Origin of the sequence: Dorea sp. AM10-31 (assembly GCF_003435815.1) — a bacterium.
Classification (GTDB): domain Bacteria; phylum Bacillota; class Clostridia; order Lachnospirales; family Lachnospiraceae; genus Dorea_D; species Dorea_D hominis.
Map to the genome: position 1 here is coordinate 230820 of NZ_QTUV01000001.1, position 13089 is coordinate 243908.

Below are 13089 nucleotides of genomic sequence, written 5' to 3' on the forward strand. Positions count from 1 at the left end.
CCAGGCTAGGTTTTTTCGGTTAAACAGGGAGACAGAGGGGACAAATTTATGAAACACAAACACCAGAGAAATAAAATTCAAAGCAAGAAAACGCAAAGTGCCCACAAACAACACAATCAAAATTATTCACTCAGCAGCTCAGGGCACAGGCGCCATAACAACAGATCAGCTGTCTCTACACAGGTACGCCGCCAGAAGCGTCTGCGTTGTGTGCTGACTGTCATTCTTCTGATCCTGCTTGCAGTTCTTGGTGCTGTTATCTTCTATAAACAGAAAGTACAGAAGCAGGAACGTGCTCAAATTACAGCCACAAAGCAAGCCAAAGAGAAAAAAGCAGAGGAAGAAAAGGCTAAGGCTGCGGAACAAAAAGCGAAAGCGGAGGAAGCTGCTAAAAAGAAAGCAGAAGAAGAGAAAAACTCACGTCTTAATAAGGATGTGCAGACTGCCGAAAATACAGCGACCGAACAGGATCATAAGACAAACGGTCTGGCGATCTGCATGTATCACTACGTTTATGATAAGAATAATCCACCGAAAGAGCAGTTGAACAACAACTTCATCGAAGTTCATGATCTCGAAGCGGAACTGAAATACCTGACAGAAAATAACTACTACTTTCCTACCTGGGAAGAAGTCCGAAAATATGTCAAGGGCGAACTGCTTCTTCCAAAGAAGAGCGTTGTACTCACTTTTGATGATGGTGCGTACAGTTTCTTAAATCTGGGTGTACCGCTTTTCAACAAATATAAGGTTCCGGTAACTTCTTTCCTGATCGGTAATCTGGAAGGCAAGAAGAAGGTGAAAAAATATGCCAGCGAATATATGACATTCCAGTCCCATTCTTACAACATGCACCGGGGTGGCGGTAACATCGGACATGGCGGAATCTTCCCTGTCATGAACCACAATGATGCCGTTGCTGATCTTCAGAAATCGATCCGCATCGGTGGCAATTCCGATGCTTTTGCCTATCCGTACGGTGATTACAATGACAGTTGTATCCAGGCTGTAAAAGATGCCGGTTTCAAATGTGCGGTTACAACCGAATACGGTCGTGCCAAAGTCGGAGATGATCCACTTGTACTTCCTCGTATCCGTATGTTAAGAGGTCAGTCTTTAGACAGCTTCAAAAAACTGGTTGAGTAGATTACTCCACCAATAAGCAGAATACCAAGCACTGTTCCTGCGACTTTTCGAAGGAGCAGTGTTTTTGCTTGCTCTCTTTCTTTTTTCTTCTGCTCTTTCTTTATCTTCCTGGAACTGATATTGTCATTATCATCTTTTATAAATGGACGGATCAATGGCTCAACCAGCTTCTCCAGCACAGATTTTTTCTTTTGTACTGTAAAATGAATCGTTTTCACTGCCACATTTCCGGTCTGATCTTTTGCCTCAGCAATCACCTCATAATCACCTGCTTTCTTAATCGAAAATCCGGTCCTTGCTTTCCCTTGAACATGCTGTTGTTCTTTTCCATTAATCTGCACCTTTCGGAGTATATCTTCTGTATCTTTAACTCCAATTTTAAATGTAAGATGTCCTTCATACTTTTCTCCTTCCTTTACGCCTTTAAACACAATCTCCGGTGCTGTATGATCAATTGTAAATACTGCTTTTGCGTGTGAGGTATTCCCGGCACGGTCTGTCGCATGCACTTCCAGTATGTGCTGTCCTTCTCTTGTCACCCGTTCTCCCATCGAATATAATCTTCCATCCAGCCTTACTTCATAATCGTAACCGGTAAAATCCTGTACGAGTTCTTCTTTTCTGTAATTCCATTCAAAGCTTTTTAGTTTTGCCTGATCCAGCGTATCCACATACCGGATCACCGGATTCTCCTGATCTACAATCACCTGAGTTGTCTGCTTTACTTCGTATCCTGCAGCGTCTTTTGCATAGATATGCAGCCGGTAAATTCCATCTTCACGCAGTCTGTGAACACTTCTCTTCATCTCTCCATGATCTTCCCACACCAGTAATTCCTGTGACTGCTTCCTGCCCTTTGTATTTTCATATTTTACTTCTGCATGAAATTCATCCAACACATTCTCTTCCTGCACCCTGTACACAGCAGTCAACGGTCTGCTTGTGATCATATATGGCGTCACACCTCTGATTTCAGCTTTTGGGGACTGATTATCAATATAAAGATTTCTTTCCTGCCTGTTCTGATTACCGGCATGATCTCGCGTCTCAAAAAGAACCCGCACCGGTTTGCCATTTCTTGAAGACTGTCGGATTACAAAATTTCCACCTGCCTTTCCTATCTCTGTCTGCTTCTCTCCGTTTACATAGCATGATATGTTTTTTATTCCGCTGTATTCGTCTTTTGCATTTACATGTACTGTCGTTTCATTCCTGTGCCAGCTTTCAAATCCTCCATCTGCCGATACTTGAAATTCCGGAGCAGACAGATCGATTCTGAATGTTTTCTCCCACTGGAAATCCTCTTGTTTTTCACCGTTTTCATCTTCCATCCACACGTCCAGTTCCTGTTCTCCCTGCCGAAACCAGTCTTTCGGAATGGTATATTTCTTATTTTCTTCCGTGAGTTTCCCTTTTCCCAGTACTTTATCCCCCTGTGTCAGCCGGAAGACTGTCTCCCCCCGTTTACTGACATGATGAAGAGTCACTTTCGGAATAGTCACATAATAACCATTTTCACCATCCGACTCTGAACATTCTTTTTCAAATTTGATAATCGGCTCCGGTGGTGTCGGTTCTGGTTCCGGCGACGGCTCTGGTTCCGGCGACGGCTCCGGTTCCGGCGTTGGTTCTGGCGACGGCTCTGGCGACGGCTCCGATTCTGAACCTATTGCCTCTCCTTCTCTTCTGATCGTGATTTTTCCTACAGCCTTGTCTCCTGCATAAGACAGCATTGCCTGTTGTGCATAGATCATCGTGAGTACAAGTATCAGACATCCGATTGTTTTTATTCTTTTTCGCATACTTTTTCTCCTTTCATCTGAAATCCCTGTTCCTGTAAAAGTTTCCGGAAATCTTCATTTTTCTGTATATCCGTTCGATTTTTCACAGCTCTTTCTAATGCCTTCCTGCATGCTCCGCGGTTTTTTTCTTTCTCTTTGCATGTCACGCGCAATTTTAATACCTGTAATTCCAAGGAATCCGGATACTCTATCACTCCTTCCCGGATTCTGCGCATAGCATCATCATTTTTCTTATCTGCCAGAAAAAGCTCTGTCACTTTGCGGTACAATTCTTCTCTCTCTGCTCTTTTCCCTTCCACTGCAAGCAGTTCTTCATACATTTTTGCAGCGTCACTCTTTTTTCCATTCTGTTCATATGCCATTGCCATCCACTGCGTGACCTCTTCCTGCCCTTCTTTCTCCCCTAGTGCCCGATATTGTATCCCAAGCCTCAATAATTCTTCCCGCTGTTCTTTCGCATCCAGACAGGTATATCCTTTGAGTACACACCGGTAGTAAATGGCATCTTCTTTCCCATCCAGCAGAAGTGCCGTCTGTTCAAGAGCCTGTTTTAGTTCTTCCTCCGGAAGTGTCTTCTCTGCAAGGCAGGCAGACACAGCTGCCATCCCTGCGGCGATCCCACTCTCTTTATCTGTCTTCTTTGTTCCGGCACACGCCGCCTCGAAATGCTGTCTGCTCTTCTCATAATCTTCCAGTTTCAAAAAATACAGGCTGCCAAGCTCCATTTCTGTAGTCTGCATCTGTTCTGCGGTTTCTTTTTTACCGGCTGTGTATGCAGCAGCCTCTTTTTCATCTATCCCTGTTTTGGTTTCTGCTGCTTTTACATCGTTCCCGGAATTTATAGCATGGGATTTTTCCGAATATGAATTTGTAGAATGGGAATTTTCGGCAAAGATACTTCGCCCAAGTATGATTACAACTACTGCTGCAGCTATATAGAGCCATTTACGAAAATATTTTCCTTTTGATCGTTCTTTTTCTTCTTCGTTTTTGTATGATGGAATCATGCGCTTAATTTCCTGCGCAGACTGACAGGCTTTCTTTGACTGCCGGTTCAGACATCTGGAAATAATCTTTTCCAGTTTCAGAATTTCCTTTTTGTTAAGATCTGGCAAAACTTCTGTCTCTGCCAGTAAATATTGATACGTGCGTGCCAGTCCGTACAAGTCTAATGTAACACTCGCGCGCTGATAGTAGGCTTCTTCCTCCGGCAGGAAATGCTCTCTTATAGTCCGCTTCTGCATACGGATCAGCATCTCCTGGTTGGATGCCGCCTTCAGATCAAGGAAATATAATTCCTCATCTTCTGCTATGATCATGCTGTATGGATTCACATACTGATAACAAGGTGCACCCCTGCACTTGTGCACACACGCAAGCGTTCCTGCCATCTTACGCATCCATGCAAATAACTGTTCTTTCTCTATCTCTTTTTCTTCCCGTATATAACGGATGAGCGTTCTTCCTCTTACATACTCTGAACTGACATAACAACTCTCGCTGTGTTCGATCAGACGGAGTACATCGTATCCTTGTTCATATGCCATGTTGTTCTCCTTTTTATGAAATTTTATGTTGAGTTTTGTGTTAGATTTTAATCTGACTAAATTTTATTTAGAATTTCCTTTGACTCTCTAAGACTTATTGAGTGATTCTTATCATACTGGATTTATTTCTAAAATGCAAGCATTTTTTCTTCCGCAACCATAAATCTACCGACAGCTTCCTCCGGATGCCATTGCAACGAAAAAGCGCCTTCTCTCAAATGCCGGGGAAGACATCTGGAGAAGGTGCTATTGTCAATCACATTCTAGTTGTATTATAGCATTTTCATACAATTTAATAAAATAAGTTATTTTTATATATTCAATTACTTATAGAATACATCTATGCCTAGCGTTGACTCAGTTCTTTTGGTGTATACAAATGACGTGGAATACCATCTACCATGACCGGTGACACATCTCCCTGGATCAACGGTCTTACATAAGAAATAAATTCGCCGGTGACATATGTTCCGTCTTCAGTAACCCACTCTCTCGGAACTAATTTCTCGTCATTGGCAATCTTGTGAACATCTTTGACTTCGGTTCCACACTGATAAGGATCATCGGAAAGTCGCTGTAAAACAACCATTTTACCGGAATCTCCTTCATCTGCTGCTTTCACTGCTGCACCGCCTACCTGATAAGCTTCCAGAATATCTACTCTGGATGAACAGTGGGACGCAGATCTCTGCAAAGTACTTAACTCAATGGCACGTGTCTTGCATCCGATCTCGCCCGCAATATAGCTTGCAAGATAAGAAGCTGTACCGGATAACTGTTTGTGACCGAATGCATCAACAAAATCAACGCTGTTTCCAAGTTCACATACATATTTGCCATCTGCTGTTCGTATTCCTTCCGATACAGCAACAACTACAGATGGCTTCTTCTCGAGCAGTTCACGCACACGTCTGCCAAATTCAGCAATGTCAAATGGCAGCTCCGGCAGATAGATCATATCCGGTCCTTCACAGTCTTCGCCTGCCGCAAGTGCACAAGCACCGGTAAGCCAGCCTGCGTTTCTTCCCATGATCTCTACAATGGATACCAGCCCTTTGCTGTATTCCAGGCAGAAACTGTCACGGATGATCTCTTTCATAGACGTTCCGATATATTTTGCCGCACTTCCAAATCCCGGTGTATGATCCGTCAGCGCCAAGTCATTATCGATAGTCTTCGGACAGCCTACGAAACGTGTCGGATGTCCGGTAATGATCGCATAATCAGATAATTTTTTGATCGTATCCATGGAATCATTTCCACCGATATAGATAAATGCTTCTATGTCAAGCTTATCCAGGATTGCAAAAATCTTCTCATAGACGCTCTGATCTTCGTGGATTGCAGGCAGTTTATAACGGCAGGATCCTAAAAACGCTGCCGGTGTACGTTTTAACAGCTCCGCATCAAGCTCTGTCTTGATATGATCCGACAGATCAATGTATTTTTCCTGCATTAATCCCTGAATTCCGTGCAGCATTCCATACACTTTCTTTGCTCCACGATCTTTTGCCGTGCGGTAAACACCCGCCAGACTTGAGTTGATTGCCGCTGTCGGTCCTCCCGACTGTCCTACAATTACATTTCCTTTCATAATTTATCTCTCCTTTCCTTCAGGCAGATGAGACTGTGCATAGGCTAATCCGCGCAGACAACCGTTCCCCGTTACATTAAATACCTGTCCGCCCTCGGCCTCTACAGTCAGACTGCAATGATTTTTACAAACCTCACAATTAAAATGAAATACTTCTACTTTTTTCTCCATATCTTTTCGTTCTACTCCTCATCTCTCGCCCAGTCAAAAGCGTAGCGGACTGCTTTATTCCAGCCTTTTAATCTCTTCTTCCGTTCTTCTTCTGTAATCGCCGGTGTAAATGTATGATCCACTGCCCGGTTTTTCCGGACATCTTCTTTGTCTTTCCAGTATCCGACCGCAATTCCTGCCAGATATGCTGCTCCCATTGCAGTTGTCTCCACACATTCCGGCCGTTCTACCGGTGCTCCTGTCAGATCTGCCTCTGCCTGCATAAGGAAATTATTAGCACTTGCGCCGCCGTCTACTTTTAATTTGCTTAGATGAATACCAGAATCTGCCTCCATCGCTTTTAATACGTCATTGACCTGATATGCTATAGATTCCAGTGTGGCACGGATCACATGATATTTGTTCACACCACGTGTCAGTCCTACGATCGTTCCTCTTGCATATTGATCCCAGTGCGGCGCTCCAAGTCCGGTAAATGCCGGTACAACATAACATCCGCCTGTGTCCGGAACTTTCTGTGCCATATATTCGGAATCTTCGGACGCATCGATAAGACGCATCTCATCGCGTAACCACTGGATTGCCGCACCACCGATAAAAATAGAACCCTCTAATGCGTAATTCACTTTGCCATCCAGTCCCCATGCAATTGTCGTAACAAGCCCATTCTGGGAAAATACGGGTTTCTCTCCTGTATTCATCAGAAGGAAACATCCGGTTCCATATGTATTCTTCGCTTCTCCCGGCTGATAGCAAGTCTGTCCAAAAAGTGCTGACTGCTGGTCACCTGCCGCTCCTGCGATCGGGATCTTCCCACCAAGGAACTGTGAATCCGCATAACCGTAAACACAGCTTGAAGGCTTCACTTCCGGAAGCATAGATGCCGGGATATCAAGTATTTGTAATATTTCCTCATCCCACGACAATGTATTGATGTTAAATAACATCGTCCGGGATGCGTTGGAATAATCGGTTACATGGACTTTTCCTTTTGTCAGTTTCCAGATCAGCCATGTCTCGATCGTACCGAACAGCAATTCCCCATTCTCCGCTTTTTCTCTTGCTCCTTCTACATTTTCTAAGATCCAGCGAATCTTCGTTCCGGAAAAATAGGCATCAATGATCAGTCCTGTCTTCTCTCTGATCTTATCTGTCAGCCCCTGTTCTTTCAATCCGTCACAATATTCAGCAGTTCTTCGGCACTGCCATACGATTGCCGGACAGATCGGTTCTCCGGTTGTCCGGTCCCATACGACAACCGTCTCTCTCTGATTCGTAATTCCAATTGCTGCAATATCTTCCGCTTCGGCACCGATCTTGCTCATTGCCTCTACCGCAACTCCAAGCTGTGTGGACCATATCTCGTTCGCATCGTGCTCCACCCAGCCCGGTTTGGGAAAATACTGTGTAAATTCCTTCTGTGCAAGACTCTTGATCTCGCCCTTTTCATTAAATAAAATGCACCGGTTACTTGTTGTCCCCGCATCCAGTGCCATGACATATTTCTTTCCGTTACTCATCTTCTCTGCCTCTCGTTATTTTCCGCTCCTGCTGTTAACAGAATTCTCCAATATTAATACAACTACAATACCAGTTCTAATTCCATAAAGACTTTGTATCTTAGATGTATGTACTTTAAATATATGCTATGGTGATATTATACCATAGCACAAAGCCTTTATACAATTATCAATGTGCGTTTCCATTGTATCTGTTCATTTATTACTCTTAGGAAATACCGGCGAAGAATCCACCTGTGATGTTTCTGATGAAATATAAAAAAAAGCACTTCTATCTGAAGTGCTTTTAAACGTGGGCGAGAGGATTCGAACCCCCGACCTTTTGGTCCGTAGCCAAACGCTCTATCCAGCTGAGCTACGCCCACATTTGCTGTTTTGTAACTGTGTTACTGTCTCACAGCAAAATTTATTATATTGCATATGCTTTCATATGTCAATACTTTTTTGATGTTTTTTTAAATTTTTTTCAAATTTTCTTTTTGATTTTTTCAAAACTTCTCATTCTGGCCTTTTATAAACTATTATAAGCCCTTTAAAGACAGCTTTTATATGCTATAATAATGCCTTCTTGAACAGTTTTTTGTAAATATTGTAATCTTCTTCTTTGAATACATTAAAAACAACACGCTCCAGCTTCGAACCGGTCAGGAAACGGTCTGCTGTATCGACTGCGATCTCTGCTGCCAGTTTATTCGGAAAATGGAATTCTCCGGTTGATATACAGCAAAATACAATATTTTTCAGTCCTTCTTTTTCTGCCAGTTTCAGACAGCTTACATAGCAGGATTTTAATTCTTCTTTCTGTTTTTCTGTTACCTTGAGTCCGACGATTGGTCCGACTGTATGGATGACATGCGCAGCCGGGAGATTGTAGCCCGGTGTGATCTTTGCTTTGCCGGTCGGCTCTTCGTGTCCCTGTTCTTCCATCAGCTCTGCACAGGCATTACGGAGCTGTATTCCTGCTGCCGAATGGATCGCATTATCTATGCAACCATGACATGGAACAAAACATCCGAGAAGCTGACTGTTTGCTGCATTAACGATTGCATCTGCCTGAAGTCTCGTAATATCACCGCGCCACAGGCTCATCCGATCTGCATTACGCACCTGCCCGATTCCGAATTCTTCTGCCGCCGTCGGCAGTTCTTCGACCTTTACAAGGCCTTTTTCCTGTGCTTCTTCTGTAAGCAGTTCATCCTGTAATTCCATATAACCATTTAAAGCCGGTCCCGGGAAACGGACATTCATCAGACTTCTTAAGAGTCTGCGTTTTCCCGCAGAATCTACCGGTTCTGCAAGGGTATCGTAGCTTCTGTTTTCATTTTTTAAATATTGAATTAAACGGCTGACTTTTTCTTCCTTTGTCATGAATATCACTCCATAAATATAGTCGTATCCCGGCGTATGCTTCATACAGCTGTTCATAGCTCGTCCTGCAGTTTGCCGGGCTGGTGGACGGAAGCTGTATGATTTCCATTCCTGTCTGCGCTTCACAATAGCGTCTGTATAACTGCGCTGCCTTTGTTCCGGTTGCATAAATCTGTTCGATTGGTGCATAATCCAGTATCCGGTGCATATCGTTTGGTGTCGGATTTTTTATAGAGGCATCATCCGCGCCATGGATCTCGCATCCTGCCAGCACATCCCATATGGCAATTCCGTGCTTCAACGCAAGTGCTTTCTTCTCTTCAATCGTCTCCGGCATCGGCTCTTTACATACATCCGCAATGACTTTCCAGAATCGATTGCGCGGATGTCCGTAATAAAATCCATTTTCCCGCGATTTTGGAGACGGCATCGTCCCAAGCATTAATATTTTTGAATGGCTGTCAAATACCGGTTCAAACGCATGTGTAATGTATTCCGTTTCTTTTTTTGCTGCCATGATTGCTTCCCCTTTCGTACATTTACCACGGGGTCTTATCTTTTTTCTGCTAAAGCCCGGCTTTATTACCACCGATTTCTTATCTTATTCCACAAGCTGCCCTGTACATATTCATAAGCTCTGTCATACAGGAAAAACGCAATCTGTCCTGCTGCCACAACACCCGCAAACATCCATACCGGAAGCGTTCTTGCAAATAATAATTTCTGAAAAAACCAGATCCCCGGAAGATACATAACATTAAATACCAGATACTTGACAATCCAGAAAGCCACTGACTGTCTGCGTATATTTTCTTTTTTGCGGATTTTGAAATATGCCCACTCGTTAAATAAAATGTACAATCCCATTGCCGCGTAAGTAAGGATGTAAAATTTATTCGGTGTCACCAAAAAGCCAAGAATGAGTGCGCCCACATAAAATGCCAAACTCATCTTCGCTCCTGCCTCCCGATATACAATTCCAACAAAATACGATGCCCCGGCAAGAAGGAACAGCGTATTGCTTTCTATGATATTGCCCAGATACAGGCACACAATGGTCACTGCAAGCATCAGGCCTGCAAACGCCAGTTTCCGCGTTCTTACATGCATGTGCAAAGATCGCCTCCCATACATTCACACATAGTATCCGCAAGCCAGAGATCACAGCAAAAATTTCCGGTACTGCAAGTCCCCGCAGAGCCATAACCGCCACCGTACGGATTTGACTGATACTGTCTGCCGGCATAGCTTAACTGGTTCATAAGCTGACGATACTGTAAATTATTTGGTTCCATATTTACTGCTTTTGCTGCATGCTCCTGCGCAAGGACATTGTTTCCCATACCCGCATTCGCTGCCGCACTCAAATAATACCATTCTGCATTTCGATCTTCCATACGGTTCAGCAGGTTCAGTGCCTCCTGATAACGACGATTATTGATAAAATTATAAACTGCCTGACGCTCTACATTAGTCGTACTGCCCGCACCGCCATAGCCACTATTTCCATAGCTACCGCTTCCTGTAGTATAACTTCCGGCATTCCCATATCCGTAATGATAACCACCACCATTTTCACGTTCTTTTACAATCGTGTCATACGCTTCCTGCACTTCTTTGAATTTCTCTTCTGCAAGATCCTTGAGCGGATTGTCTACATTCGCATCTGGATGGTACTTTCTTGAAAGTTCTCTGTATGCTTTTTTTATTTCGTCATCCGTGGCTTCCGGTGATACACCAAGTACGTCATATGGATTTTTGTTCATTTTCTAACCTCTTATTCTTTCCTGTCTTGTTGCTCTTCTGTTGTCTTCTTTTCTTTTTGCTCCTGAAGCTTTCTGTAACGCTTCCACACTCCATCATATAATATATTCCGTAAAATGTCTATGTCTACAAGCAGCGGGAGCTGTTCAAATGCCGCACTTGCTTCACCGAGCATCATGCAAAGCATATTCCGGCAGCGTTCTTCATAATCCGGCTCCCTGCAGATATTTTTCAGTGGATTATAGCTGCCTTCTTTCAAATCATTATCCAGATCGTCATAAGCATCCATAATATAAATATATTTACCAAGGTAAAATCCCATGCATCTTAATTTTTCTGCCCAGTGATCTTCTCTATAGATAAAGATTTCTGCCATAAGCCTGCCAAAACATCCGGCCGGCTCATCAATCATTGTCGATCCGTTCTTCTCATAAATGCTTAAGTTCTGCAGTTCTTCTCTGATCACCCGGCACTGCCTTGGATATTTTTGAATTGCCTTTTGCACACGACGTTTTAATGCCTTGCTTCCGATCAACGCAGAAGCTTTGTGCTCATCCTCCCAGTCATCAACCAGGTGATAATATGCCAGGATCAGATTCATATCTGCTGCATATTCAGTAAATTCATTATTTAAAAATAATTGTTTTTTAAATGGATGAACCTTGCATCTGCCTCTGGTTACATCCGGCTCTTTCTCATACAAAGAAGTCAGTATAATGATCAAAAATGTCATATCGTAGGTCAGCGTAAGCTGTCCGAGATGCCCATAATTTCTCTTCAATTGCTGACAGAGTCCGCAGTAATACCCTTTATATTTATGAAATTCTTTTACTTTCAGCTCTGGTTCGTAAGCCGTTACATATCCAAACATTTCTTTTCTCCTGTTTATGTTGACTGGTATTATAACAGATTTTGTGGAAAGTGACTATATTTTTATTGTGAAAGTTTTATGTTCATGGTATAATCACAATACATTCGTACTAATTGCAAAGGAGTAACCCTGCGCAAAAAGGCGTTCAGAACGTAAGTGCATTTTCAATGCCGTTTAAAGAAAGGAGTCTTGTAACCCCTTTTTAAGCTAACTCTACCTGACGCCATGTGCGTCAGGTTTTTTAGTGTAAAATTATGAAACATTTGAAAATGCTGATCGACAAACTGAAAAAAGAACAGGCGCTTACGAAAGAGGAATGGGTAGAACTGATTGAGGGGCGAAATGCCGAACTTGCCGAATATCTCTTTGCACTTGCCCGCGAAGAACGGCATCTCTATTACGAGCACGACGTATACGTCCGGGGACTGATCGAATTTACCAATTATTGCAAAAACGACTGCCTTTACTGCGGTATACGAAAGAGTAATTCTAACGCAAAACGGTACCGTTTAAGCGAGGAGGACATTCTCTCCTGCTGCGGGACCGGTTATGAGCTTGGTTTCCGCACCTTTGTCCTGCAGGGCGGTGAGGATGGATTTTACACAGATGAGAAGCTCGTACACATCATTTCACGAATCAAGGAATTATACCCTGACTGCGCACTGACGCTTTCCATCGGTGAAAAATCCCGTGAAAGCTATCAGGCTTATTATGACGCAGGTGCTGACCGCTACCTGCTCCGTCACGAGACTGCAAATGCCGCTCATTATGCGAAGCTGCATCCTGCTTCGCTAAGTGCCGCGAACCGTCAGCAATGTCTGTGGGATTTAAAAGACATTGGTTATCAGGTGGGAACCGGTTTTATGGTCGGTTCACCGTATCAGACAGCGGAACATCTGGCTGAGGATCTTCTATTTATTAAGAAGCTGAATCCACATATGATCGGCATCGGACCATTTATTCCACACCACGATACGCCATTTGCCGATGAAAAAGCCGGAACGCTAGAACTGACACTTTTTATGCTGGGACTTTTGAGACTGATGCTCCCGAAAGTGTTGCTTCCTGCCACAACAGCGCTTGGCACGATCCATCCGAAGGGACGGGAACTGGGGATCCAGGCAGGCGCCAATGTCGTAATGCCAAATCTGTCGCCGGTGAGTGTCCGCAAGGATTATTCACTGTACGATAACAAAATCTGTACCGGAGATGAAGCCGCGGAATGTCGTTTCTGTCTGGAACGTCGCATGCAATCTATCGGTTACAATATTGTCACTTCGAGAGGTGACTCGTTGAACATTTAACA

General features: G+C 43.6%; 12 protein-coding genes and 1 tRNA gene. 2 read left to right on the plus strand and 11 right to left on the minus strand.

What is annotated here, in order from left to right:
• The first annotated feature begins 48 nt into the window (after window positions 1-48).
• Complete coding sequence (locus DW125_RS01080) at window positions 49-1146, plus strand: polysaccharide deacetylase family protein (RefSeq protein WP_117536859.1); 1098 nt, start codon at window positions 49-51, stop codon at window positions 1144-1146.
• Here the strand turns inward: DW125_RS01080 and DW125_RS01085 are convergent.
• The 11 genes from DW125_RS01085 to DW125_RS01130 form a co-directional block, all read right to left on the minus strand.
• Window positions 1110-2948, minus strand: coding sequence for a hypothetical protein (locus DW125_RS01085; protein ID WP_158549872.1), 1839 nt, complete (start codon window positions 2946-2948; stop codon window positions 1110-1112). The genes DW125_RS01080 and DW125_RS01085 overlap by 37 nt on opposite strands.
• Window positions 2933-4495, minus strand: a complete 1563-nt coding sequence (locus DW125_RS01090) for a hypothetical protein (RefSeq protein WP_117536861.1) — start codon at window positions 4493-4495, stop codon at window positions 2933-2935. The genes DW125_RS01085 and DW125_RS01090 overlap by 16 nt, the downstream gene beginning before the upstream one ends.
• A 346-nt stretch (window positions 4496-4841) precedes the next feature.
• The gene (locus DW125_RS01095; protein ID WP_021860357.1) at window positions 4842-6089 is read right to left on the minus strand and encodes a 6-phosphofructokinase; all 1248 of its coding nucleotides are present in this window, start codon (window positions 6087-6089) and stop codon (window positions 4842-4844) included.
• Between the two features lie 3 nt (window positions 6090-6092).
• Entirely contained in the window at window positions 6093-6260 is a 168-nt protein-coding gene (locus tag DW125_RS13965; protein WP_021860356.1) for a hypothetical protein, read from the minus strand.
• An 11-nt stretch (window positions 6261-6271) separates the two neighbouring features.
• Entirely contained in the window at window positions 6272-7780 is a 1509-nt protein-coding gene (gene glpK / locus DW125_RS01100) for a glycerol kinase GlpK (RefSeq protein WP_117536862.1), read from the minus strand.
• Window positions 7781-8071: 291 nt separating this feature from the next.
• A tRNA-Arg gene (locus tag DW125_RS01105) sits at window positions 8072-8145 on the minus strand.
• Window positions 8146-8332: 187 nt separating this feature from the next.
• Window positions 8333-9148, minus strand: coding sequence for a protein-ADP-ribose hydrolase (locus DW125_RS01110; RefSeq protein ID WP_021860354.1), 816 nt, complete (start codon window positions 9146-9148; stop codon window positions 8333-8335).
• Window positions 9099-9665: a DNA-deoxyinosine glycosylase gene (locus DW125_RS01115; RefSeq protein ID WP_117536863.1), complete on the minus strand. Its 567-nt coding sequence runs from the start codon at window positions 9663-9665 to the stop codon at window positions 9099-9101. The genes DW125_RS01110 and DW125_RS01115 overlap by 50 nt, the downstream gene beginning before the upstream one ends.
• Window positions 9666-9730: 65 nt before the next feature.
• On the minus strand, window positions 9731-10258 hold the full coding sequence (locus DW125_RS01120; protein WP_117536864.1) for a hypothetical protein: 528 nt from the start codon (window positions 10256-10258) through the stop codon (window positions 9731-9733).
• Window positions 10249-10914: a J domain-containing protein gene (locus DW125_RS01125; RefSeq protein ID WP_117536865.1), complete on the minus strand. Its 666-nt coding sequence runs from the start codon at window positions 10912-10914 to the stop codon at window positions 10249-10251. Before DW125_RS01125 ends, DW125_RS01120 begins: the two co-directional genes overlap by 10 nt.
• 11 nt (window positions 10915-10925) lie before the next feature.
• Entirely contained in the window at window positions 10926-11783 is an 858-nt protein-coding gene (locus DW125_RS01130) for a DUF5685 family protein (RefSeq protein WP_117536866.1), read from the minus strand.
• Window positions 11784-12037: 254 nt separating this feature from the next.
• On the opposite strand from DW125_RS01130, the gene hydE reads away from it, so the two are divergent.
• On the plus strand, window positions 12038-13087 hold the full coding sequence (gene hydE, locus DW125_RS01135; protein WP_117536867.1) for a [FeFe] hydrogenase H-cluster radical SAM maturase HydE: 1050 nt from the start codon (window positions 12038-12040) through the stop codon (window positions 13085-13087).
• Window positions 13088-13089 lie beyond the last annotated feature (2 nt).